Origin of the sequence: Undibacter mobilis, assembly GCF_003367195.1 — a bacterium.
Taxonomy (GTDB): Bacteria; Pseudomonadota; Alphaproteobacteria; order Rhizobiales; family Xanthobacteraceae; genus Pseudolabrys; species Pseudolabrys mobilis.
Window position 1 is genome coordinate 705,264 of record NZ_QRGO01000001.1, and the last position, 22,557, is coordinate 727,820.

Below are 22,557 nucleotides of genomic sequence, written 5' to 3' on the forward strand. Positions count from 1 at the left end.
CACGTTGTGATATTCCACGAGTGCCGCCATGACCGCCGACAAGCAAAAGCGCGATAAACCCTGGATTTTCCGCACTTATGCGGGTCATTCCACGGCTGCGGACTCCAACGAGCTGTACCGCAAGAACCTCGCCAAGGGACAAACCGGCCTGTCGGTCGCCTTCGATCTGCCGACGCAGACTGGTTACGACAGCGACCATGTCCTGTCGCGTGGCGAAGTCGGCAAGGTCGGTGTGCCGATCTCGCATCTCGGCGACATGCGGGCCTTGTTTGATCAGATCCCGCTCGGCTCGATGAACACGTCGATGACCATCAACGCCACCGCGGCGTGGTTGATGGCGCTTTACATCGCGGTTGCCGATGAAACCGGCGCGCCCCGCACGGCGCTGACCGGCACCATCCAGAACGACATCATCAAAGAATACTTGTCGCGCGGCACCTACGTATTTCCGCCGAAACCATCGCTGCGCCTGATCAAGGACGTCGCCATCTTCACCACATCGGAGCTTCCGAAATGGAACCCGATGAATATTTGCTCCTATCATTTGCAGGAAGCCGGCGCGACGCCAGTTCAGGAACTGGCCTACGCGCTCGCCACCGCCATCGCCGTGCTCGACACGGTGCGGAATTCCGGCGAAGTCGATCAGGCCAAATTCGGCGAAGTCGTCGGCCGCATTTCGTTCTTCGTCAATGCCGGACTGCGCTTCGTCACCGAAGTCTGCAAGATGCGCGCCTTCACCGAACTGTGGGACGAGATCACGCGCGAGCGCTACGGGATCACCGATCCGAAGCAACGCCTGTTTCGTTATGGCGTGCAGGTGAACTCCCTGGGCCTCACCGAGCCGCAACCGGAAAACAACGTCGCCCGCATCCTCATCGAAATGCTGGCGGTCACCTTGTCGAAGAACGCGCGCGCCCGCGCCGTGCAATTGCCGGCCTGGAACGAGGCGCTCGGACTGCCGCGTCCGTGGGACCAGCAGTGGTCGCTGCGCATGCAACAAATTCTCGCTTACGAAACCGACCTCCTGGAATACGGCGACATTTTTGATGGCTCGGCCGAGATCACCCGCAAGGTGGAAGAGCTGAAATCCGAGGCCCGTGAAGAGCTCAAGCGTATCGAGGACATGGGCGGCGCCGTCGCTGCGGTCGAAACCGGCTACATGAAGCAGCGCCTCGTCGAATCCAACACCGCGCGGCTCGAGGCCATCGAGCGCGGCGATCAGATCGTCGTTGGCGTCAACAAGTATCTCGAAACCGAGCCCTCGCCGCTCACCGGCGGCATCGCCTCGATCATGACCGTGTCGGAAGAAGCCGAGCATGACCAGATCGAGCGGCTGAATGCCTGGCGTGCGCAGCGCGACAACAAGGCGGTCGCCGAGGCGCTCGCCGCGCTCAAGCGCGCCGCAACGGAGGGCAGCAACATCATGCCGCCGTCCATCCAGTGCGCGAAGGCCGGCGTCACCACCGGCGAGTGGGGCTGGACCCTGCGCGAAGCCTTCGGCGAATACCGCGCGCCGACCGGCGTCGGCAACGCCATGCGCAACGATGTCGAAGGGCTCGATGACATCCGCGCCGATGTCGATCGCGTGTCGTCGAAGCTGGGACGCCGCCTCACCTTCCTGGTCGGCAAGCCGGGTCTCGACGGACACAGCAACGGCGCCGAGCAGATCGCCGTGCGCGCCCGCGACGCCGGCATGCAGGTGGTCTACGAAGGTATCCGCCTGACGCCCGAAGAAATCGTCGAAGCCGCGCGCGACAACAAGGCCCATGTCATCGGCCTGTCGATCCTGTCCGGCAGCCATCTGCCGCTGGTCAAGGATGTGGTCGCGCGCATGAAAGCCGCGGGGCTCGATGTGCCGGTGGTCGCCGGCGGCATCATACCGCCGGAAGACGCCGCCGAACTGGAAAAAGCCGGCGTCGCTGCGGTCTATACGCCGAAGGACTTCGAACTCAACCGCATCATGGGCGACCTCGTCCGCATTGTTGAGCACAAGAACAGCCTGACGAACGCGTAGAAAACGCGCTCATTCCCGCGAAGACAGGATCCGGCTTGCGACCTGGCCTGGGTCCCTCGCCATTGGCGATCTGAAAGAACGCTGTCCTTTGGACGGCTATGCGCGGAGGCGAGCGGCTATCATGGCCAGCGCCTCGGCCAGCCTCGAGGGGCTTACCGGCTTGGTGAGATAGAAATTCATACCGGCCGCGCGCGCTGCCCGCTCATGGTCAGGACCTCCGCGACCGGAAATGCCGATCACCGGCACTTGCCCCGCCTTGCCCGGCAGCGCCTGGATGCGACGCGTCGCCTCCAACCCATCGATATCCGGCAGTGCCACATCCATCAGCACGGCGTCGTAGCCGCCCTGCGCAGCCGCCTTCACCGCCGCCTGGCCGCTCTCGACAAAATCCGCGCGGTGGCCAAGCTCCTTTAGAATCGTGTTCATCACCACGCGGCCGTAAGGATTGTCTTCGGCGCACAGGATGGTGAGAGAACTCGGCGTGCCACCCGGCGCGGTCGCGGCATCGGATGAAACAGCCTTTGCCGGCTTGACGAGCGCCGTCAAAGTGAAGGTCGAACCCTTGCCGGGCTTGCTCGCGACGGTGAGGTCGCCGCCCATTGCGCGTGCAATACGGCGCACGAAGACAAGACCGAGACCGGCGCCGCCATAGCGCCGCGCCACATCTTCATTGGCCTGCGCGAATGGTTTGAACAACCGCTTCACGTCAGCGGGCGCAAGACCGATGCCGGTGTCGGTGAAAGTAAAGGTCAGGCGCATACGGGCACGCACGGCCTTCGTTACCGTCGTGTCGAAGCGGACCGACCCTTCACGCGTGAATTTCACCGCATTGTCGGCGAGATTCTCCAAAGCCGCCCGCAGGCGAAGCGCATCGCCCGTCACCAGAGCCGGCATTTCGCCGATGAAAATCTCCGCGGCGACCGACTTGTTGCCGGCGCGCGCGGCCAGTGCCTCACCGACGGACTCGGCCAGAAGTCGCGGCGAAAACGGCTCTTCTCGGATCACGAGACCCTTGGCGTCGGCACGCACCGCATCGACCAGCAGCGTTACAATCTGCGCCAGATGATCGGCGCCGCTCTTGATCGCATCGGCCCATCCGCGCTCGCGCGTACCGAGATCGGAGGCCGACAGGAGTTCGGCCAGCGCGACAATGCCGGTGAGCGGCGTGCGGATATCATGGGCTACGCCGGCCAGCGCCGCCTCCATGGCGCGCACAGCGGGAAGCCGGCCCGATGATTTTGGCCGCCGTGTCTCGGTTTTCCTGGCCTTGCCGCCGGCCTTTTTGCGCTTCGCCATGCCCTTCGCCCCTGCGCGCGACACTGCCATGGCAGCGCCGCTCAATCGAGCCCGACCCGGCGGCGGATGTCGGACGGGGTTAATCCTTGCGCCCGCAGCTCCCGCAGGGCCGTGGCAGCGGTCGATTTCGACAGCTTGCGGCCGTCGGCATCGAGAATGAGCCGGTGATGGCGGTAACGCGGCGCCGGCAAGCCGAACAGAGCCTGCAGCAGGCGATGCACACTGGTGGCGTGAAACAGATCGAGTCCGCGCACGACATCGGTAATGCCCTGCAAGGCATCGTCCACAACGACGGCAAGATGGTAGCTCGCCGGCGTATCCTTACGGGCGAGCACGACGTCGCCCCATGCCGCCGGATCGGCGGCGATCTCGCCGGTGGCACAATCGCCGGACTCGGACCAGGCGAGGTTCCCGGTCACGCGCGCGAGCGCCTTCTCCATATCGAGGCGCAGTGCATAGGGCGCACCGGATGCCATGCGCTGCGCCCGCTCGTCAGGCCCCATCGATTTTGCCGAACCCGGATAGAGCGGCGCACCATCCGGATCGCGCGGCCACGGCTCGCGCGCGGCGACCAGCGCGGCAATTTCGGCGCGGCTCTCGAAACTCGGATAAACAAGGCCCATCGCCTCAAGCCGTTGCAATGCCGCACTGTAGTCGGCGAAGTGTTCCGACTGCCGCCGCACCGGCCGCTCCCATTGAATCCCAAGCCAGGCCAGTTCCTCGTAAATCGCCGCCTCGTATTCCGGCCGACAGCGCGTGACGTCGATATCCTCAATGCGCAGCAGCATCCGCCCGCCGGCTGCACGCACGGCCTCGGCGTTGAGCAAGGCCGACAGCGCATGGCCCAGATGCAGATAGCCATTGGGGCTCGGGGCAAATCGGAAAACGGGTGGCGGCATCGAACCTCGGCTGTCATGCCCGCGAAAGCGGGCATCCAGTAATCACTGCATCGCGAAATATCGCAAGCGATCGAGCTTACTGGATCGTCCGCTTTCACAGACGATGACATCGCCCTATGTTGCGTGGCATGACGAGGCTCGAATGACCCACTACCTCCACACCCAGGCCGATCTCGAAGCCGGTCTCGCCGACCTGATCCGTATCGATCCGCGCCTTGCGCCGGTCGCCGAAACCGCCGGCGCCTTCAACCTGCGCCGCCGCGAGGGCGGCTATCCCGGCCTGTGCGCCATCGTCTGCGGTCAGCAGCTTTCGACCGCGAGCGCCGCCGCCATTCGCGAGCGATTGTTCAAAGCCTTCGATCCGTTTCATCATGATGCCGTCCGCACGGCACGCAGCGACAAGCTCAAGCGCCTCGGCCTGTCGAACGCCAAGATCAAGGCCGTCAAGGAAATCGGCAAGGCGGTGTCGACTGGCGCCATCGATCTGAACGCCATCGGCGAAATGGACGCCGATTCCGCGCACCAATTGCTCACGGCGTTGCACGGCGTCGGGCCGTGGACCGCCGATATCTATTTGCTGTTCTGCCTTGGCCATGCCGATGCGTTCCCGGCCGGCGATCTTGCTGTGCAGGAAGCCGCCCGCATCGCACTGAACCTGCGCAAGCGGCCAGACCCCAAGGCGCTGACCAAGATCGCGGAGGCCTGGCGGCCGTGGCGCGGCGTCGCGGCGCATCTGATGTGGGCCTATTACCATGTCGTCAAACGGCGCGAAGGCATCAGCGTCGAGACGGCGGCCAAAACTGTCAAAGCCAAAAAGCATTGGCCGCAGATCAAAAAGACAAAGACGTCGGCTAAGAAGACTTTGGCGAAGAAGACTTCGGCTAAAAAGAAAGCCGCAACGGCCGGAAGCGCCAGGAAGACAAAAGGAGCAAAGCGTGCAACTTGACGGACCTCGTCTTGAACCCAAATCCGGCAAGGCGAAACAGCTCGTCGTCTTCCTCCATGGCTACGGCGCCGACGGCAACGATCTGATCGACATCGGGCTGGCCTGGCAGAACCTGCTGCCGGACGCCGCTTTCGTCTCGCCGCATGCGCCGCGCCCCTGCGGCCAGGCGCCGGTTGGCCGCGAGTGGTTTCCGCTGACCTTCCGCGACCCCGATGAGCGCTGGATCGGCGTCAACGCCGCCGCGCCCGCGCTTCAGGCGTTTCTCGATGCCGAGCTGGCGCGCCACCGTTTGCCGGGCGATGCGCTGGCCCTCGTCGGCTTCAGCCAAGGCACCATGATGTCGCTTCACGTCGGGTTGCGCCGCGCCGTCGCGCCCAAGGCGATCGTCGGCTATTCGGGCATGCTGGTATTGCCGGAGGAAGGCGATCTCGACGCCGTTTCGACCGAGATTACCAGTCGCCCGCCGGTGCTCCTGATCCACGGTGATCAGGACCAACTCATCCCGGTGCAGGCGCTCATGCACGCGGCGCAGAGCCTGGCCGCGCTGGGAGTCATGACCGAGTGGCATGTTTCGGGCGGCATCGGCCACGGTATCGACCAAGACGGCCTCCGCCACGGCGGTGAATTCCTCGCACGGCACTTTGCCGCCCGATAGCGGCGTCCCACAAATAGTGGGGCTACCCCTTCTGCCTCTTGCGTCTTCTTCACAATCCCGTCACGCTGCCCTATTAGTAGAGGCTAAGCCGCGTGGCGGCGGCTGTCCTTGGAGGTCGAGGAGCAGCGCGTGAACGTGCATGTTTCGCCAGCCGGATTTCCGGCCCTTGTGCTCAACGCCGATTTTAGACCGTTGAGTTACTATCCGCTGTCCTTGTGGTCCTGGCAGGACACGATCAAGGCCGTGTTTCTCGAACGGGTCAGCATCGTCGCCAACTACGACCAAGCGGTACGAAGTCCCAGTTTCGAAATGAGATTGCCGAGCGTCGTTTCGCTCAAGACCTACGTCAAACCTTCAACTCACCCTGCCTTTACCCGCTTCAACGTTTTTCTGCGCGACCGGTTCTCCTGCCAATATTGCGGCAGCCGCGACGATCTGACCTTCGATCATGTCATTCCCCGCTCGCGTGGCGGCATCACCTCCTGGGACAACGTCATCACCGCCTGCTCGCCGTGCAATCTGCGCAAGGGTTCGCTCACGATGAACGAGGCGCACATGTTCCCAGCGCAGATGCCCTACCAGCCAACAGTGCATCATCTACACCGCAATGGCCGCCAGTTCCCGCCAAACTATCTGCACGATAGCTGGCTCGACTATCTCTATTGGGATACGGAACTGGAACCGTAAGGCTGCGCGCCTCGATCCTGTCGAGGCGCTACGCTACGAATAATCAGCGCCCTGGCAGCATCCGTTTAAGCACGCCGTCGTGCATTACGAAATGATGATAGAGCGCGGCGACCGCGTGCACGCCAACCAGAATCAGCATCGCGAAGTTCGCCAGCACGCCATGGACATCGCCGGTCCACTGCCAGCCCGCCGCCCGCGCGGCGATCAGGTGCGGCAGTTCGTACCCAAACAGGACGATGGGCATGCCGCGCCAGTCGGCGTTGATCCAGCCCAGCACCGGTACCGCCAGTAATAGCGCATATAGCAGCCAGTGGACGATCTGGGACGAGGTTTCCTGCCAGCCTGGAATTCCCGCTTCAGGCGCTGGAGTGCCGCCCTGGACGCGGACGAAAAGACGGATGACCGCAACGCCGAGGATGATGATGCCAAATGTAAAATGCAGGCTGATCAGTGTCGTCACCGGCGTGTCGCGGCGGATTTCCGGCATGGTCCAGGCGACTACAAACTGGGCAATCAACAGCGCGACGATCAGCCAATGCAGAACCTTGGCGCCTCCGCTGTAGCCGGCGAAGGTATGGGTTTTCACGGCATTCATACTGATCCTCGGACAAAATGTTTCGCGAGCAACGGTCTTGCGGTGGAACCCCTTGCTACCTATATGCGTTTCAATCGCGATGTCGAGCGCATGACAGTGCTCCATTGCGCCGCGGTAATACCGCGGTTGACGGCCACGAAAAGCGGGCGACGCCGGATGTACGCGCGCCTCTCCTTCGTGGTCGTTGCTTTTTGCGCTGAAGGTTTTCGCACAGCGTTGAGCGGTTCGCGCCCGATCGTCTGATCGGGCTCGCGTCGTGCTCCGCTGCTGCGAGGCGTGGGTGCGGTTTACGAATACTCTTGTTCGGGCCGCGCCCACGCTGCCTTATTCGGGCTCGGGCCGCGCAAGCGCGGCTTTGGCGCCGAAGGCGGCGACAGCTGCGAGGAACGCCGAGATCAAAACATCGTAACCGGCCATCGAAATGCCGAACAGCCGCCACGCTGCATCGTCACACCGCGCGATGCGTATGGTCTGCAGCCGGTTCAGCATATCGCCGGCTGAGCCGAAATTGTTGACGGGCCCGGAGCAGTCGGCAGGTCCCGGCCAGAATTTCCATTCGACGCCGGCATGGAAGGCAGCAAGCCCCGTATTCCAGAGCATCGCCGCCGCGATCACTAGAAAACCGAGAAACAACACCTTGCGCGAAGCGCCATGGCCGGCGCCAAGACATAGCAATGCTGCCAGCGGCACTGTGACGTAGAACGCCTTGCGTTGATCGAGGCACAGCGCGCAGGGCATGTAGCCAAGCACATGTTCGAAGAACAGGAAGCCGCCGATGGTGGCGAGCCCGACTAGCGCGACAATTGCCGCGGCGCCAGCCACCGGGTCTTTACGGAGTATCGGCAGACTAGTGATCATCCGGCGTATCCAGACTGGGTTGGCGCGTTTCCGGATGAACCGGATTCCGCTTCACCGGCAAAGGCGACGACGCCTCGGGCTGCGGTCACTCGGCTGTCTCTCGCGAGGAAGGTGGTGCCCCTGGCCGGACTCGAACCAGCACACCTTGCGGTACCTGATTTTGAGTCAGGCGCGTCTACCAATTCCGCCACAGGGGCATCTTTCACGGCGCGGGAGCACAGGTCTCGGAAGCCGCCCCCTTGCGCTTCGCGGGCGGGATAATAGCCACGCAAAGCCCGCGGTCAACCGGCGGTTCCACGTGGCGATCGGAAGGTTCCGTGAGCCGGCGATGTGGCGCTTTCGGGGCACGTAGTCAGACCGCAGGAACCTCCCGTGTTGAACGTTATTAAGGCTATCAGGACACGCGTCGAGGAGTAGCGCATGATCAGGACGACAATTTTCGCCGCCGCGGCGGCTGCACTGTTTGCTTTGACAGCACCGGGTCCGGCACAGGCCGCCATGGCCAATCCGGCTCTCGGCACGTCAATGCCGTCGGCGACAGAGAACGTGCAGTATTACGGCCCACGGCATTATCGCGGTTATTATCGCCATCACCACCGTCCCCGCTATTACGGCTATCGTCCGTATCGTTCCTACGGCTATTCCCCGGGCTATCGCCGGTGCGTGACCGTGTGGAATGGCTATCGCTACGTGCGGCGCTGCCGCTGGTAATGAACGCGATGCGCTGCTCGAAACGGCGGGCGGCGCATCGCCCGTTCGTTTCGGGAAGACGATTTTTCTACTGGCAGAGTGCGCGGGAGACGAAGGTCTCGGTGCGGCATTCTGAGCCGCCGCTGCGACCGGACAGATAGACCTGCGCCGGACACACTTCGGCGGTGGTCATGTCGGCGCTCTTGCCGCTTTCGAAGCCGCGCGCCTTGCACATCGCGGTCGCAGCGGCGACACAATCTGGCGCACCATTCGGCGCGGTCCGACACTTCTCGTGTCCAGTGACGACGCGGGCAGCCGGGATACGCGCCACCGCACCGGCGGCATCCTTGGCGCCTTCGACCGTTGATTTGGCGGCCACACCGGCTTCACGCCCTAAATTCTCGACACCCTTGCCAGCATCCTTGAAAGAGGACCCGACGTTGTCAAACCAGCGTCCAATGCTTTCAAAAAGACCAGGTTCTTCCGGCGGCTTGGCGCGCTGATCCTGGGAAAACGCGGCGACCGGTACGATCAGCAGCGCGGCAGCCAGCAGAGCGCCGTGCGCGGTTTGCACCACGCGCCATTCAGCAAAATATCTTGTGCCCAGCATCATCTCTGTTGCGCCTGAATTTGAGCCGCCGACGCCGGCTACACGCGCAATATCGAGTGTGTAGTACAAACTATCGGCGGACAAAAGGGACCGCCCGATTCGGTCAAAATAAGTATACCGCGCCGACAAGCCCGACGACCACCACCGCCGCACTGAGCGCGGTCCACAGACCGAGCCGCTTTTCAATGATGATCCGCGCTTGGTCGCCGTAGCGGTGCAGCAGGAAGGCGATCACGAAAAAGCGCATGGCGCGCGCGATGATCGAGAAGATGATGAACAGGAAGAAATTGTAAGCGGCGAAACCGGAGGTGATGGTCACCACTTTGTAGGGGATGGGCGTCAGGCCCTTGAGCAGGATGATCCAAGCGCCCCACTCGGCATAAGCGTGACGGAAAGTCTCAACCTTGTCGCCGTAACCGTAAAGCTGGATCAGCCAGCCGCCGACCGAGTCGTAAAGCAAGGCGCCGATGGCATAACCGATCATGCCGCCGAGCACCGAGGCGATCGTACACCAAGCCGCAAACCAGTAGGCCCGTTTCGGATGCGCCAGCGACATCGGTACCAGCATGACGTCCGGCGGGATCGGGAAAAACGAGCTTTCCGCAAAGGCGATCGCGCCCATGGTCCAAGTGGCGTGCGGCTTGTGGGCGGCATCAATGCAGCGGTCGTAAAGACGGCGCAGCCAGTTACGCGGGGGGGCGGCCTCGATTGGGGTCATACGCGCACTCATGAAAGGGAATTGTGACGGAGAGACGACGCCTTAGCGCCTTTTGGAAGCCCGCCGAGCTTGAAGGGATACGACCTTCGGCGCCGCCTTTCGGGGCTCCGGCTTGGCCAGATCCTTTGGCAATTTTTCGGCAATGCCAAAAAGCCGCTCGCGGCGGCGCATTTCCGCCCAGACCTGGTCCGGCGTGATGCCGGAATGGACCCAGAGAACCACCAAATTATAAAGCAAATCCGCACTTTCGCGGACCACCGCCTCGGGCTGGCCGTCCATGGCGTCGATCACGACCTCTACGGCTTCCTCCGCCAGCTTCTTGGCCATTTTGGCCCGGCCAGACTGGAGCAGCTTGGCGGTGCGCGATTTCGCCGGGTCGGCGGCCCGGGCGGCCAGAACGGCGTTGTGCAGGCGTGAAATCGAATCGGCCATGATGCACCATAGCCGATCCGTGAAAGGACCACGTTAATGAAAAAGCGGGCGACCCGGAGGCCGCCCGCTTTGTTTATTACCGTCGTTAACGGCCAGCCCGTGTCCTCGTTAGCCACGTCGGACGGTACGAAGGGGACGACCTATCGGGTCTCCCATGGCTGGAGGCCGCGATGGGGATGGTACGGCCCCGGGGAGCCGTAGTAGTGGCGGCCGCGGTAATAATGAGGGCCACCGTCGTAGTAGCCATATCCCCCGTGGCGATAATAGCGATCGCGCTGCGACTCCTGGATCGCAAGGCCTATCAGGGCACCGGCCACCCCGGCGAAGGCTGCTGCGGCCGCAGCGTTATTGCCGCGATGGCGCTTCCTGGAGGTGACTTCGATCAGCGGCGAGCCGTTCGCCGCGCCTTGATGAACCGCCGGAATAGACGCGGCCGGCGCGGCCGAAGCCGCATTGATGCCGAAGGAACTCACCGCAATCACGGCGGCCAGAGCGACGGCTATCGGAATTCTGATGCGCATATGTTGCTCCCTGCGTTTTCTCTCGAGTCCTGATCATTTAACGCAGCGGAACCCGCAATCCTGTGCCGCGGACATATGAGCAAATGGGTCAGCGTGGCAGAATGACGCAGCGTGACGGGCAAGCTATCAATATCGTTTGTCTATTCGTCTTCCGCCAACAGCGTCGCGTTGCCGCCCGAAGCCGCGATGTTCACAGTCAGCACCTGTTCCAGCGCAAAGCGAGACAGATAGTTCGGCCCGCCGGCTTTCGGCCCGGTGCCGGACAGACCATTGCCGCCGAAGGGTTGTGAACCGACCACGGCGCCGATCATATTGCGATTGACGTAGACATTGCCGTTAGCCAGGCGCGCCGCGATCCTGTCGATCATTGCATCGATGCGCGAATGAATGCCGAGCGTCAGGCCGTAGCCATTGCCAGCGATATCGGAGAGCAGCGTGTCAAGTTCGTTGGCGCGCCAACGCACGACATGCAGCACCGGACCGAAGACTTCTTCCTTGAGATCGCTGGCGCGTTCGAGTTCAATCATCGCCGGCGCGACAAAAGTGCCCCCGGCCGGACCCGCGTCGCCGCGAAAACGCAGCGCATCGTGCGAAGCCATAGTGTCGATCCAGCGATCGAGCTTGTCCTTCGCCTCTTTGTCGATCACCGGACCGACATGGGTGGCGAGATCGCGCGGATCGCCGATCCGCAATTCGCGCACCGCGCCCTCAATCATCGTCAGAATCTTGTCGGCGACATCGTCCTGCACGCATAGAAGCCGCAGCGCCGAACAGCGCTGGCCGGCAGAACGGAAAGCCGACATCACGACATCGTCCGTCACCTGCTCGGGCAGCGCCGTGGCATCGACGATCATGGCGTTGATGCCGCCAGTCTCGGCAATCAGCGGCACGATCGGCCCATCCTTGGCGGCAAGCGCCCGGTTGATAAGGCGCGCGACTTCAGTCGACCCGGTGAAGGCAACCCCCGCGACCGCCGCATGGCCGGTGAGCCACGCGCCGACCTTGCCATCGCCCGGCGCCAGATGCAGTGCCGTCGCCGGCACACCGGCTCCATGCAGCAACTTCACGGTCTCGAAGGCGATCAGCGGCGTCTGCTCGGCCGGCTTGGCGACGACACTGTTGCCGGCCACCAGCGCGGCGGCGATCTGGCCGATGAAAATAGCGAGCGGAAAATTCCAAGGGCTGATGCAGACGAAGACGCCGCGGCCACAATGGCGAAGCTGATTGCTCTCGCCGGTCGGCCCGGGCAGCGTCTTCGGTGCGAAGTCGTTCAGCGCCCGCGCCGCGTAATAACGGCAGAAATCGGCGGCCTCGCGGACTTCCGACATGCAGTCGTCAATGGTTTTGCCCCCTTCGCTCTGCAGTAAGGCGGTCAGCCGGCCACGATTATCTTCGATCAGATCGGCGGCGCGTTCCAGCGCCGCAGCGCGGACGTCCACGCTAGTTGCGTTCCACGACGCAAAGCCTGCCGACGCAGCTGCCATCATCGCGGTCACATTTGCCTCGTCGCATTCCACAATGCTGCCGACTTTCCGGCCGTCGATCGGCGACAACACATCCCGGCTCCTCCCTTTGACGGCGAGGCCATCGATCAGTGGCGCGGCATCGATAAAGGCCGGCGCCGCGGCAATCTCGGCGCGCAGCGCGGCAAGCGAGTCGGCATGACCGAACTCGACACCAGTCGAATTCTTGCGCTCCGGCGCGAACAAATCGCGCGGCAGGGGAATGTGCGAATGCCGCGCATGAGCCGGATCGGCGATCCAGGCTTGTGGTCGCTTGAGGATGTCGGCAATTGGCACGTCGGGATCAGCGGCCACCGAAACGAAAGACGAATTGGCGCCGTTCTCAAGCAGACGACGCACAAGATAAGCCAGCAGATCGGCATAGCCGCCGACCGGCGCATAGGTGCGGCAGGCCGTTTGCGGCTTCTCGGCAAGCAGCGCGCCATAGAGCGCATCGCCCATGCCGTGCAGGCGTTGGAATTCAAAGCCTGCACTGTCGCCCGCGTCTTCAAGCACGCTAGCGATGGTCAGCGCATTGTGGGTGGCGAATTGCGGATAGATGCGCGGCCGCAAGGTGAGCAGCTTGCGGGCGCATTCACCGTAGCTGAGATCGGTCATCGCCTTGCGTGTGAACACCGGATAGTCGGTGAGGCCACGTTCCTGCGCGCGCTTGACCTCGGTATCCCAGTAGGCGCCCTTGACCAGCCGCACCATCAAACGGCGGTCGAGGCACTCGGCGAGCGCGGCGATCCAGTCGATCACCTGCGGCGCGCGCTTTTGATAGGCCTGGATGGCAAGGCCGAAGCCGTCCCACCCCGCCAGCGATGGATCGCGCAAGGTCGCTTCGATCACGTCCAGCGACAATTCGAGCCGATCGGCTTCCTCGGCATCGACGGTGAAGTTGAGATCATAGTCTTTGGCCTGGCGCGCGAGATCGAGCAGACGCGGCGGCAGTTCGGCCATCACGCGGTCGCGCGACAACGCCTCGTAGCGCGGATGCAGCGCCGACAGTTTCACCGAAATGCCAGGCCGGCGCGGTAAAGCGGCATTGCCGGCGGATTGTCCGATGGCGTCGATAGCCTTGGCGTAGGAGTCGAAATAGCGCGCGGCGTCGGCAGCGGTGCGGGCGCCCTCGCCAAGCATGTCGAAGGAATAGAGAAATTGCCGGGCCTCGCCGGCGCGGTCGAGCGCAGCCTCAATGGTCTGGCCAAGCACGAAATGCGAGCCGAGCAACTTCATTGCCTGCCGGGTGGCCGTGCGCACCGCCGGCAGGCCGAGCCGCTTCACTAACGTATCGACAATGCCCTCCGGCGTTTCACCAGGCGCGATCACCCGCGCCGTGGCCGCCAGCGCCCAGGCCGACGCCGACACCAACAGTGTGCCGGAGCGGCGGTCACCTTGATTCCAGTCACCGCCCTTGAGCTTGTCCTCGATCAGGCGGTCAGCGGTGGCGCCGTCGGGAATTCGCAGCAGCGCCTCGGCCAGCACCATCAGCGCCAGGCCTTCCTTGGTCGACAGCGCGTAGGCGTGGAGGAAATCCTCGACTCCCCCGAGACCGCCGACCCGCGACCGGATCGCCTCGATTAGTCGCGTCGCCTGGGCGTCAATGCGCGCTTCCACGGCAGCGTTACGCGGGCCAGCGGCCAGGAACCGGGCGGCAATGACCTCGTCCGGCGGGGCGAAAGCAGCACGAAACGGAGAAAGTTCGGGCGAAGACCGGGCGGGCATGACAGCGACCTTGGCTGGACCTAATTTTCCAGTCCTTAAAATACATTATATAGTGATACTATCTATAAAGATGGCTATAAATTAGTGCGAATCACCGATTCGGAAGTTAAATTAGTGATTTCAGGTATCGACAAGACTGATCGCCGCCTGCTCACCGAACTGCAACGGGACGGCCGCATCGCCGTGGTGGCGCTGGCCGAAAAACTAGGCCTATCGCCGACGGCCACCACCGAGCGGCTCCGCCGACTCACCCGCGACGGCTACATCCTCGGCTACTCGGCACGGCTCAACCCGGAAAAGCTTGACCGCGGCCTGCTGGTCTTCATCGAAGTCAAGCTCGACCGCACCACGCCCGATGTGTTCGACCGGTTCGCCCAAGCGGTCGCCCGCGCGCCAGAGGTTCTCGAATGCCATATGGTGGCCGGCGGCTTCGACTACCTAGTGAAGACCCGGGTCGCCGACATGAATGCCTACCGCCGTTTCCTCGCCGAGGTGCTCCTGGCTTTGCCGGGCGTGCGGGAGACACACACCTACGCCGTCATGGAAGAGATCAAGAGCTCGGCCGCCCTACCAATCTGATTTCACAAGTCGGTACCGGTGCAACTTCGTCGCAGGCGACAAATCGCCCCGAGCATACCTTGCTCTTTGGCACGGCATGTTCTTTGCTAGTCCGTGCTTTAGAAAAACTGGCCGGGAACGCATCGCCGGGTGCGCGGGCCGTCACCAAAGAGGATGCCTCTCCATGCGCGCTTTCGCAGCCGGCCGGCCGGCAAACTTCAAGTTGGCAAAACGATTGGGCGGATTGATGTTCGCCGCCGCGGTAACGGTAACCGCCGGATCGATACCGGCCGCCGCGCAGGAAACGATCATCAAATTCAGCCTGGACTTCAAATTCGAAGGGCCGTCGGCGCCCTTCCTGCTGCCGCTCGACAAGGGCTACTACAAGGCCGAAGGCCTCAACGTCACCATCGACAGCGCCTCCGGCTCGCTGGAGCCGATTACACGCGTCGCGTCCGGCACCTATGACATGGGCTTCGGCGACATCAACTCGCTAATCAAATTCCGTGACGCCAATCCGGGCACGCCGATCAAGGCCGTGTTCATGGTCTACAACAAGCCGCCCTTCGCTGTCGTCGGCCGTAAGAGCCGCGGCGTCTCCAAGCCGAAGGACCTCGAAGGCAAGAAGCTCGGCGCCCCGGCGCCGGACGGCGCCTATGCGCAGTGGCCGATCTTTGTCGAGGCCAACGGCATCGACGCCTCCAAGGTCACGATCGAAAACGTCGGCTTCCCGGTGCGCGAACCGATGCTGGCAGCGGGTCAGGTTGACGCCATCACCGGCTTCTCGTTCTCGTCCTTCATCAACCTCAAGGACCGCGGCGTTGCTGTCGATGACATCTCAGTGCTGCTGATGGCCGATTACGGCGTAAATCTTTATGGCAACGCCATCATCGTCAATCCGAAGTTTGCTGCCGATCATCCGAAAGCGGTGCAGGGCTTCATCAAGGCCTTCCTCAAGGGTTTGAACGAAACTATTAAAGACCCGGCGGCCGCGGTCGATTCCGTTCTCAAGCGCAACGACGTCGCCAAGAAGCCGACCGAACTAGAACGCCTCAACATGGCGCTCAAGGACAACATCGTTACCGCCGAGACCAAGGCCAATGGCTATGGCGGCGTCGATGCGGCGCGCTTTGCCAAGGCCGTCGACCAGATTGGCCTGACCTACAAGTGGAAGGGCACAAAGCCAACAATGGCCGACATCTTCGACGCCTCGTACCTGCCGCCGGAGAAGGACCGCAAGTTCTGACGGTATCGCGGCGATGTCCGCTTTCGTCTCGCTCCATAATGTGAACCACGCCTATGGCGCGGGTACGGCGCTCGCCGTCGAGAATCTCTCGATCGAGGTTGGCGAGGGCGAGTTCGCCGCGGTGGTCGGTCCCTCCGGCTGTGGCAAATCCACACTGATGAAGCTCGCGACCGGTCTCCAGTTTCCGCAAAGCGGATCGGTGACCGTCGCGGGCGACCGCGTCACCAAGCCGGTGAAAATCGCCGGCATGGCATTCCAGGCGCCGACGCTGTTGCCGTGGCGCTCGACGCTGGAAAACCTTCTGTTGCCGCTCGAAATCGTCGAACCGCACCGCAGCGAGATGCGACGCCGCAAGGTCGAGTTCGCCGCGCGCGCCAAGAACCTGCTGGCATCGGTCGGTCTGCGCGATCAGGGCGACAAGTTTCCGTGGGAGTTGTCCGGCGGCATGCAGCAACGCGCATCGCTGTGCCGGGCGCTGATCCACGAGCCGAAACTTCTGATGCTCGACGAGCCCTTCGGCGCACTCGATGCCTTCACCCGCGAAGAACTGTGGTGCGTCATCCGCGACCTGCAGGCCGCACGCAAGATCACCGTCATTCTGGTGACGCATGACCTGCGCGAAGCGGTGTTCCTCGCCGACCGCGTCTTCGTCATGTCTTCGCGACCGGGCCGTGTCATCGTCGAGCGCAAGATCGAGCTGCCGCGGCCGCGCGACCTCGAAGTGACCTTCACGCCGGAATTCCAGGACATTGTCCACGAATTACGCGCGCACATCGTCAAGGCGCGGCAATGACGATGACCCGCACCAATATCCTCATAAAGGCCTCGCCCTGGCTGTTCACCATCGCGTTGTTCGTCGTCTGGGAAGCGGCGGTGCGGATCTTCAAGATCCCGACATTCTTCCTGCCGCCGCCGAGCCTGATCGCGATGGCCTTCGTCGAATTTTCCGGGCCGATCGCGCGCAATTCATGGATCACGCTGCAGACGACCATGATCGGATTCGGTCTCGCCGTCGGCTTCGGCTTATTGCTCGGCTTGCTGGTCGGCTGGTCGCGCGCGATCTATGCCGGCCTTTATCCGCTAATGATCGGTTTCAACGCCATCCCGAAGGTGGCGCTGGTGCCGATCCTGGTGTTGTGGTTCGGCATCGGCTTCGTACCGGCGGTTCTGACCGCGTTCCTGATCTCGTTCTTCCCGATCGTGGTCAACGTCGCCACCGGCCTTGCCACCATCGAGCCTGAACTTGAGGACGTCTTAAAGGCGCTGGGCGCCTCCAAGCTCGACATCATGCGCAAAGTGGGCATTCCGCGCACGCTGCCGTATTTCTTTGGCTCGCTGAAGGTAGCGATCACGCTCGCTTTCGTCGGCTCGGTGATTTCGGAAAGCGTGGCGTCGAACTACGGCATCGGCAACCTGATGCTGCAGGCGCAAGCACAATTCCAGGTGCCGCTGATCTTCGCCGGCCTTGTGGTGCTGGCGATCGAAGGCATTGCCATGTACGCGGTCATGGCGCTCCTGGAGAAACGCATGACCGGCTGGGCGCAGCGCTCGGGCTTCGGGCAGAACTGAGCGGTCTCAGGCCGCCGTATCCTTATTCGCAAACAAGCCGGCAACACCCCCAGGCATGGCCGGCATACGTCTGCCCATCCTGGCGGCAATGTCGTCGGCCAACTGCTCATAAATTTCGCGCGCACCGCCCTCGCGGACGAAGATACCGCCATACGCATGACTTAACGCCGGCAGCGGCAGATCATCGCCGATGATCATGCCGTCATCGATGGCGCGGCGGCGGGTAATGGGCATCACGCCGAGTCCAGCGGCCACGGCGCCGGACAGGCTGGCCATAACCGGTCCAACGAAGACCTCTTCCCACCCCAGTCCCGCCGCCCGCAACGCGCTGGCCGCAGCGCGGTGATAGACGCTGGGCTCTCCGCTCGAGATAAGCGGCACCGGATCGCCCGGATCCAGACGAATGTTAGGACCGCGCACCCAGACCAGCGGCGCGGCCCAGACTTCGTGGGCATCACGCGGCTCGCCAGTCGATAAACCGACGAACAGATCGATCTCGCCGTCGCGCAACTGCCGCATCAGCGGTTCAGTGAAACCGGCGCTTATATGGAAACGCACCGCCGGAAAACGGGCCCGAAACGTCGCCAGAATGTCGGGCAGCAGCATCAAGGTGTAATCGCTCGATGTGCCGATTCGGATGACGAGTTCCGGCCGTCGGCCACCGCCGAGATGTACGATCTGGTCGTTGATGGACAACAAGCGCCGCGCATAGCTGACGACTATCTCACCGTGCGATGTCAGGCTGACGCCCTGCACCGTACGATCGAAAATATCGTCGCCCAACAGCGATTGCAGGCGCTTGATTTGCGCGCTGACGGCCGGCTGGGTCACCCCCAGCGAATTGGCGGCCTTCGTAAAACTTCGATTATCGACCACTGCCACGAACGTACGCAGCAAATCGGTCGGAATGTTCGTCATGGTGCCGCCCCCCTAGTGACCGCTCACCTAATCGAACCACCCTGGTCCGGTAAAAAATGTAACACGCCCGGTAGACGGTTCAATTTCTCCCTCATAACGGGTTGTACAGATTTATACGGTTGCACGGCAAAGGAACCATACCCGGTAGATATGCACCGTGCTGTCCAAAATTGAACACTGCCCGCATTATATTTCGAGGAGCCAAAGGTATCCCGTTCACATACCGGATCGGCCGCTATTTGATCCGCTCAAGAATACTGACGTAATTGGCAACGGCGGCGCCGCCCATATTGAAAATGCCACCAATAACGGCGTTCTTCACCTGAATGTCGCGGGCGGTTCCGGTCAGTTGCATGGCAGTAAGCGCATGCATCGATACCCCGGTAGCGCCGATCGGGTGCCCCTTAGCCTTCAAGCCACCGGACGGATTGACCGGCAACTTGCCGTCCTTCTGTGTCCAGCCTTCCTTGATAGCGCGGGCGCCTTCGCCCTCCGGCGTCAGGCCCATCGCCTCGTATTCGATGAGCTCCGCGATGGTGAAACAGTCGTGTGTCTCGACAAAGGACAGATCGTCGAGCGCGAGACCTGAATTTGCCAAAGCACGCTGCCAGCCGAGAGCGCAGCCCTCGAACCTGAGGATGTCGCGCTTGGCCATCGGCAGGAAGTCTTGCACATGTTCCGCAGCGCGGAAAGCTACCGCCTTGCCGAGCTTCAGCGCAGTCTCAACATCGGCGAGCACTACCGCCGCAGCGCCATCCGACACCAGCGAGCAATCGGTACGCTTCAGCGGACCGGCGACATACGGGTTCTTCTCGCTTTCATTGCGGCAGAAGTCGTAGCCGAGATCCTTGCGCATCTGCGCAAAGGGATTGCCGACGCCGTTCTTGTGGTTCTTGGCCGCGATCAGAGCGAGCGCGTCGGACTGGTCGCCGTATTTCTGGAAGTAAAGCCCGGCGATCTTGCCAAACACACCGGCAAAGCCGCCTTCGATCTCGGCCTCGTCGCGAACATAGGACGCCTTCAACAGGTTTTTGCCGATCTCGGCCGGCGGCGTGGTCGTCATCTGCTCGACGCCGACCGCGAGCACAATGCGTGCTGCCTTAGCCTCGATTGCTTTGATACCTTGGTGGACGGCCGCCGATCCGGTAGCACAGGCATTCTCAACCCTGAGGGCGCGCTTGAAGCGCAGATCGGGCGAAGCCTGCAGCACCAGCGAGGCGGTAAAATCCTGGGCCGAGAAGCCGGCGTTGAAATGACCGAGCACGATCTCGTCGACATCACGCGGCTCGATACCGGCATCGGCCAAAGCCTCGGTCGCCACCTTGACGATCAGGCTTTCGACAGTCTCACCCGACAGTTTGCCAAAGGGACTATGGGCCCAACCCACGATCGCCGCAGTCATTGCTACCTCCCGGAATTCATTGGTCGACTTGGCCGGCCGAAGCGGGCGGCCCAAATGGGGCCGCTGCCGAATTTTGGTCGCATTAACCGGCGATGGAAAGCCGTTTCGTGATTGACCATAAGTTCAATTCCGCCCCGGGCCGGCTTTGCCTCGCATCGTCGGCTTAGATAGCCTAAAAGCACCGTTCGCGGAACTTGCGATTCCCTCCGGGTTCCATTCTCGGCCACCGATCGGATTGCGACCTTGCCGTTTTCTAGCCTTCGACCCCGACTTATTCTCCTGACCATCGCCGCGGGCATGCTCGCCACGATGGCGCCCGGCCGCGCGCAGGCCGAAGCTCTTCTTCTGATCGAGGCCTCCACCGGCAAGGTGTTGCACGCCGAGAACGCCACCTATCCGTGGTATCCGGCGTCGGTCACCAAGCTGATGACACTTTACACCACGCTGAAGGCGATCAAGGACCGGAAGGTCGGCTACGACACGTTGCTCACCGTTTCGAAAAATGCAGTGGCGCAGCAGCCAACCAAGATGGGCTTCAAACTTGGCACCACAGTCACCGTCGATAACGCCCTCAAGATGCTGATGGTGAAATCGGCCAACGACGTCGCCGTCACCATTGCCGAAGGCGTCGGCGGCTCGCTCGAAGGCTTCGCCGACCTGATGAACGCTAATGCGCGCCGTCTTGGCATGACGCAGTCCCACTTCATCAACCCGAACGGACTGCCTGCCGAGAATCATGTGTCATCGGCACGCGACCTCGCCATTCTCGCCCGTGCTCTGATCAACGAATTCCCGCAGGACGACGCCTATCTGCATGTCCACGCGATCCGCTACGGCAACCGCGTCATGCGCAACTACAACAACCTGCTCGACCGCTATCCGGGCGCCGACGGCATGAAGACCGGCTTCATCTGCGCATCCGGCTACAATCTGGTGGCGTCGGCGACGCGCAATGGCCGCCGCCTGATCGCTGTCGTGCTCGGCTCCTATTCGGGCGCGACGCGCGCGCAAAAGGCGGCACAGTTGCTCGAGCGTGGTTTCGACGGCAACGGCCTGAGCTGGCTGACGCCGCAGCTCGGCACCGTCGACAAGCTGGCGCCGATCGACGCCGCTCCGCCCAACCTGCGCGAAGAAATGTGCGGCGGCCATCGCCGCAAGCCACCGTCTGAAGACAACCAGGAAGAAGAAGTCGAAAACGTTGATGCCTCGGCCACGCCCGGGGGCGGGCCGGCCTTCATGCTGTCGAACCTGAAACCAGCCGCCGGCAAATATGTGCTCGGCCCGCCGGTGGAAACCGTACCGCCGGTCGTCGTCTTTACAGGCCCAGCCAGTCACCCCGATCCGGTCATCGCCACCGCCGCCCCCGGTAAAAAGAAAAAGAAAGTCGCCGCCAAGCCCAATGGCGAGGGCGCCTCGGGCGACAAGCCGAAAAGCTCGGCCAAGAAGCAGGCCAAGCCCAAAGTCACATCGGCCGCGCAATGACAAACACCAACCCTGCCCCGGGCGCTGCACCGCCGACGACGCGGCGCACGCCGCCCGAGCCGATCCCGTTGTCGCTGCTGACGGGTTTTCTCGGCGCCGGCAAGACGACGTTGCTGAACCGCCTCCTGAAAGACCCGGCGCTCGCGGGCACCGCCGTGATTATCAACGAATTCGGTGAGGTTGGCCTCGACCATCTGCTGGTCGATTACATCGACGACAATACGGTGCTTCTGCAGTCGGGCTGCCTGTGCTGCACCATGCGTGGAGATCTCGTCGACGCGCTGGAGAAGCTGCTGCGCGATCTCGACAATGGCCGCGCCAAGTTCTCGCGTGTCCTGCTCGAGACCACCGGCCTCGCCGATCCGGCGCCGGTGCTGCATACCGCGATGGTGCATCCCTATCTCGTCAAGCGATTTCGACTCGACGGCGTCATCACCGTGGTCGATGCGGTCCACGGCGAGAAAACGCTCAACGAACATGCCGAAGCCGTGAAGCAGGCCGCTGTCGCCGACCGCATTGTGCTGTCGAAGACCGACATTGCAAGGCCGATGGAAACCCGGGCTCTGATCGACCGCCTCAAGGCACTCAACCCGGCGGCCGCCATTCTCGACGCCGCCCATGGCGAGGCCACCCCTGACCGGCTCCTCAATTGCGGCCTCTATGACCCGTCCCGCAAAATTCCCGACGTCGGCAAATGGCTGGCGGCCGAAGCCTATGAGCCGGGTCACGATCATGACCATGACCACAGTCACAATCACCGTGGCCATCATGATCACCACAACCCCCACCATCACGACATCAACCGACACGACGAACACATAAGTTCCTTCGCGCTGCGCACAGACAAACCGATCCCGGCGGGCACGCTCGACATGTTCTTTGAGCTTCTGCTTGCGACCTATGGCGAGAAGGTGTTGCGTCTGAAAGGCATCGTGAACGTCATTGAGCACCCCGAGGCCCCGCTGGTCGTCCATGGCGTGCAGCATGTGCTGCATCCGCCGGCGCGGCTGCCGCGCTGGCCGGATGACGACCATACGACACGGCTGGTCTTTATCACCCGCGATTTGCCGCAACGCACAGTAAGCGACCTGTTCGACGCCTTTGTCGGCGTGACCAAAGCGGATCAGCCCGACCGCACCGCCCTGACCGACAACCCGCTGGTGCCATTCGGCGGACGCTGACGGCGCCGCCGCGACATGTGCGCTATTGCGCCCCCTTGCGCGCCAACTCG

General features: G+C 62.7%; 22 protein-coding genes and 1 tRNA gene. 11 read left to right on the forward strand and 12 right to left on the reverse strand.

What is annotated here, in order from left to right; all coding sequences use genetic code 11:
- Positions 1-28: 28 nt before the first annotated feature.
- Positions 29-2,014, forward strand: coding sequence for a protein meaA (locus tag DXH78_RS03315; protein WP_115515721.1), 1,986 nt, complete (start codon positions 29-31; stop codon positions 2,012-2,014).
- A 96-nt stretch (positions 2,015-2,110) separates the two neighbouring features.
- Here DXH78_RS03315 and DXH78_RS03320 read toward each other — a convergent pair whose 3' ends face one another.
- Together DXH78_RS03320 and gluQRS are read right to left on the reverse strand one after the other, a co-directional pair.
- On the reverse strand, positions 2,111-3,310 hold the full coding sequence (locus DXH78_RS03320; protein ID WP_245416718.1) for an ATP-binding protein: 1,200 nt from the start codon (positions 3,308-3,310) through the stop codon (positions 2,111-2,113).
- 41 nt (positions 3,311-3,351) lie between these two features.
- Entirely contained in the window at positions 3,352-4,209 is an 858-nt protein-coding gene (gene gluQRS / locus DXH78_RS03325; protein WP_115515723.1) for a tRNA glutamyl-Q(34) synthetase GluQRS, read from the reverse strand.
- Between the two features lie 142 nt (positions 4,210-4,351).
- Between gluQRS and DXH78_RS03330 the strand changes: the two genes are divergently transcribed.
- The 3 genes from DXH78_RS03330 to DXH78_RS03340 all read left to right on the forward strand — a co-directional run bounded on the left by DXH78_RS03330 (position 4,352) and on the right by DXH78_RS03340 (position 6,497).
- A complete protein-coding gene (locus DXH78_RS03330; RefSeq protein ID WP_115515724.1) occupies positions 4,352-5,155 on the forward strand; it encodes a DNA-3-methyladenine glycosylase family protein in 804 nt (267 codons plus the stop codon).
- Positions 5,145-5,810: an alpha/beta hydrolase gene (locus DXH78_RS03335; RefSeq protein WP_115515725.1), complete on the forward strand. Its 666-nt coding sequence runs from the start codon at positions 5,145-5,147 to the stop codon at positions 5,808-5,810. Before DXH78_RS03330 ends, DXH78_RS03335 begins: the two co-directional genes overlap by 11 nt.
- Before the next feature lie 129 nt (positions 5,811-5,939).
- Positions 5,940-6,497 carry an HNH endonuclease gene (locus DXH78_RS03340; protein ID WP_115517701.1) on the forward strand — a complete coding sequence of 186 codons (558 nt, stop codon included), beginning with the start codon at positions 5,940-5,942 and terminating at the stop codon, positions 6,495-6,497.
- A gap of 43 nt (positions 6,498-6,540) precedes the next feature.
- Here the strand turns inward: DXH78_RS03340 and DXH78_RS03345 are convergent, their stop codons facing one another.
- The 3 genes from DXH78_RS03345 to DXH78_RS03355 all read right to left on the reverse strand — a co-directional run bounded on the left by DXH78_RS03345 (position 6,541) and on the right by DXH78_RS03355 (position 8,147).
- On the reverse strand, positions 6,541-7,092 hold the full coding sequence (locus DXH78_RS03345; protein ID WP_168192694.1) for a cytochrome b: 552 nt from the start codon (positions 7,090-7,092) through the stop codon (positions 6,541-6,543).
- Positions 7,093-7,416: 324 nt separating this feature from the next.
- Positions 7,417-7,950: a disulfide bond formation protein B gene (locus tag DXH78_RS03350; RefSeq protein ID WP_115515727.1), complete on the reverse strand. Its 534-nt coding sequence runs from the start codon at positions 7,948-7,950 to the stop codon at positions 7,417-7,419.
- A gap of 112 nt (positions 7,951-8,062) precedes the next feature.
- Positions 8,063-8,147 (reverse strand) — tRNA-Leu (locus DXH78_RS03355).
- 223 nt (positions 8,148-8,370) lie between these two features.
- Between DXH78_RS03355 and DXH78_RS03360 the strand changes: the two genes are divergently transcribed.
- Positions 8,371-8,661: a hypothetical protein gene (locus DXH78_RS03360; protein WP_115515728.1), complete on the forward strand. Its 291-nt coding sequence runs from the start codon at positions 8,371-8,373 to the stop codon at positions 8,659-8,661.
- A gap of 67 nt (positions 8,662-8,728) precedes the next feature.
- Here DXH78_RS03360 and DXH78_RS03365 read toward each other — a convergent pair whose 3' ends face one another.
- The 5 genes from DXH78_RS03365 to putA all read right to left on the reverse strand — a co-directional run bounded on the left by DXH78_RS03365 (position 8,729) and on the right by putA (position 14,151).
- Positions 8,729-9,334 (reverse strand): hypothetical protein, encoded by a 606-nt coding sequence (locus DXH78_RS03365; protein WP_147292564.1) that lies wholly within the window; start codon positions 9,332-9,334, stop codon positions 8,729-8,731.
- 19 nt (positions 9,335-9,353) lie between these two features.
- Positions 9,354-9,968: a YqaA family protein gene (locus DXH78_RS03370; RefSeq protein WP_115515730.1), complete on the reverse strand. Its 615-nt coding sequence runs from the start codon at positions 9,966-9,968 to the stop codon at positions 9,354-9,356.
- 42 nt (positions 9,969-10,010) lie between these two features.
- Complete coding sequence (gene hisE / locus DXH78_RS03375) at positions 10,011-10,400, reverse strand: phosphoribosyl-ATP diphosphatase (RefSeq protein ID WP_115515731.1); 390 nt, start codon at positions 10,398-10,400, stop codon at positions 10,011-10,013.
- Positions 10,401-10,540: 140 nt separating this feature from the next.
- Positions 10,541-10,921 carry a hypothetical protein gene (locus tag DXH78_RS03380; protein WP_115515732.1) on the reverse strand — a complete coding sequence of 127 codons (381 nt, stop codon included), beginning with the start codon at positions 10,919-10,921 and terminating at the stop codon, positions 10,541-10,543.
- 140 nt (positions 10,922-11,061) lie between these two features.
- Positions 11,062-14,151: a bifunctional proline dehydrogenase/L-glutamate gamma-semialdehyde dehydrogenase PutA gene (putA, locus tag DXH78_RS03385; RefSeq protein ID WP_115515733.1), complete on the reverse strand. Its 3,090-nt coding sequence runs from the start codon at positions 14,149-14,151 to the stop codon at positions 11,062-11,064.
- 117 nt (positions 14,152-14,268) lie between these two features.
- On the opposite strand from putA, the gene DXH78_RS03390 reads away from it, so the two are divergent.
- The 4 genes from DXH78_RS03390 to DXH78_RS03405 all read left to right on the forward strand — a co-directional run bounded on the left by DXH78_RS03390 (position 14,269) and on the right by DXH78_RS03405 (position 17,524).
- A complete protein-coding gene (locus DXH78_RS03390; protein ID WP_115517702.1) occupies positions 14,269-14,730 on the forward strand; it encodes an Lrp/AsnC ligand binding domain-containing protein in 462 nt (153 codons plus the stop codon).
- Between the two features lie 163 nt (positions 14,731-14,893).
- Positions 14,894-15,955: an ABC transporter substrate-binding protein gene (locus tag DXH78_RS03395; protein WP_210209503.1), complete on the forward strand. Its 1,062-nt coding sequence runs from the start codon at positions 14,894-14,896 to the stop codon at positions 15,953-15,955.
- A 13-nt stretch (positions 15,956-15,968) separates the two neighbouring features.
- Positions 15,969-16,748: an ABC transporter ATP-binding protein gene (locus DXH78_RS03400; protein ID WP_115515735.1), complete on the forward strand. Its 780-nt coding sequence runs from the start codon at positions 15,969-15,971 to the stop codon at positions 16,746-16,748.
- Positions 16,745-17,524, forward strand: coding sequence for an ABC transporter permease (locus DXH78_RS03405; RefSeq protein ID WP_115515736.1), 780 nt, complete (start codon positions 16,745-16,747; stop codon positions 17,522-17,524). The genes DXH78_RS03400 and DXH78_RS03405 overlap by 4 nt, the downstream gene beginning before the upstream one ends.
- A 6-nt stretch (positions 17,525-17,530) precedes the next feature.
- Here the strand turns inward: DXH78_RS03405 and DXH78_RS03410 are convergent, their stop codons facing one another.
- Positions 17,531-18,442, reverse strand: a complete 912-nt coding sequence (locus DXH78_RS03410; protein ID WP_115515737.1) for a LysR family transcriptional regulator — start codon at positions 18,440-18,442, stop codon at positions 17,531-17,533.
- 235 nt (positions 18,443-18,677) lie between these two features.
- Positions 18,678-19,844 (reverse strand): acetyl-CoA acetyltransferase, encoded by a 1,167-nt coding sequence (locus DXH78_RS03415; protein WP_115515738.1) that lies wholly within the window; start codon positions 19,842-19,844, stop codon positions 18,678-18,680.
- 243 nt (positions 19,845-20,087) lie between these two features.
- Between DXH78_RS03415 and DXH78_RS03420 the strand changes: the two genes are divergently transcribed.
- Together DXH78_RS03420 and DXH78_RS03425 are read left to right on the forward strand one after the other, a co-directional pair.
- On the forward strand, positions 20,088-21,326 hold the full coding sequence (locus tag DXH78_RS03420; protein WP_347337753.1) for a D-alanyl-D-alanine carboxypeptidase family protein: 1,239 nt from the start codon (positions 20,088-20,090) through the stop codon (positions 21,324-21,326).
- Positions 21,323-22,507: a CobW family GTP-binding protein gene (locus tag DXH78_RS03425; protein ID WP_115515740.1), complete on the forward strand. Its 1,185-nt coding sequence runs from the start codon at positions 21,323-21,325 to the stop codon at positions 22,505-22,507. The genes DXH78_RS03420 and DXH78_RS03425 overlap by 4 nt, the downstream gene beginning before the upstream one ends.
- Positions 22,508-22,557 lie beyond the last annotated feature (50 nt).

Bases quoted from the DNA above. Each gene is read 5' to 3' on its own strand.
- DXH78_RS03315 (WP_115515721.1), top strand. From the start codon at position 29: ATGACCGCCGACAAGCAAAAGCGCGATAAACCCTGGATTTTCCGCACT.
- DXH78_RS03320 (WP_245416718.1), bottom strand. From the start codon at position 3,310: ATGGCGAAGCGCAAAAAGGCCGGCGGCAAGGCCAGGAAAACCGAGACA.
- gluQRS (WP_115515723.1), bottom strand. From the start codon at position 4,209: ATGCCGCCACCCGTTTTCCGATTTGCCCCGAGCCCCAATGGCTATCTG.
- DXH78_RS03330 (WP_115515724.1), top strand. From the start codon at position 4,352: ATGACCCACTACCTCCACACCCAGGCCGATCTCGAAGCCGGTCTCGCC.
- DXH78_RS03345 (WP_168192694.1), bottom strand. From the start codon at position 7,092: ATGAATGCCGTGAAAACCCATACCTTCGCCGGCTACAGCGGAGGCGCC.
- DXH78_RS03350 (WP_115515727.1), bottom strand. From the start codon at position 7,950: ATGATCACTAGTCTGCCGATACTCCGTAAAGACCCGGTGGCTGGCGCC.
- DXH78_RS03360 (WP_115515728.1), top strand. From the start codon at position 8,371: ATGATCAGGACGACAATTTTCGCCGCCGCGGCGGCTGCACTGTTTGCT.
- DXH78_RS03370 (WP_115515730.1), bottom strand. From the start codon at position 9,968: ATGACCCCAATCGAGGCCGCCCCCCCGCGTAACTGGCTGCGCCGTCTT.
- hisE (WP_115515731.1), bottom strand. From the start codon at position 10,400: ATGGCCGATTCGATTTCACGCCTGCACAACGCCGTTCTGGCCGCCCGG.
- DXH78_RS03380 (WP_115515732.1), bottom strand. From the start codon at position 10,921: ATGCGCATCAGAATTCCGATAGCCGTCGCTCTGGCCGCCGTGATTGCG.
- putA (WP_115515733.1), bottom strand. From the start codon at position 14,151: ATGCCCGCCCGGTCTTCGCCCGAACTTTCTCCGTTTCGTGCTGCTTTC.
- DXH78_RS03395 (WP_210209503.1), top strand. From the start codon at position 14,894: ATGCGCGCTTTCGCAGCCGGCCGGCCGGCAAACTTCAAGTTGGCAAAA.
- DXH78_RS03400 (WP_115515735.1), top strand. From the start codon at position 15,969: ATGTCCGCTTTCGTCTCGCTCCATAATGTGAACCACGCCTATGGCGCG.
- DXH78_RS03405 (WP_115515736.1), top strand. From the start codon at position 16,745: ATGACGATGACCCGCACCAATATCCTCATAAAGGCCTCGCCCTGGCTG.
- DXH78_RS03410 (WP_115515737.1), bottom strand. From the start codon at position 18,442: ATGACGAACATTCCGACCGATTTGCTGCGTACGTTCGTGGCAGTGGTC.
- DXH78_RS03415 (WP_115515738.1), bottom strand. From the start codon at position 19,844: ATGACTGCGGCGATCGTGGGTTGGGCCCATAGTCCCTTTGGCAAACTG.
- DXH78_RS03425 (WP_115515740.1), top strand. From the start codon at position 21,323: ATGACAAACACCAACCCTGCCCCGGGCGCTGCACCGCCGACGACGCGG.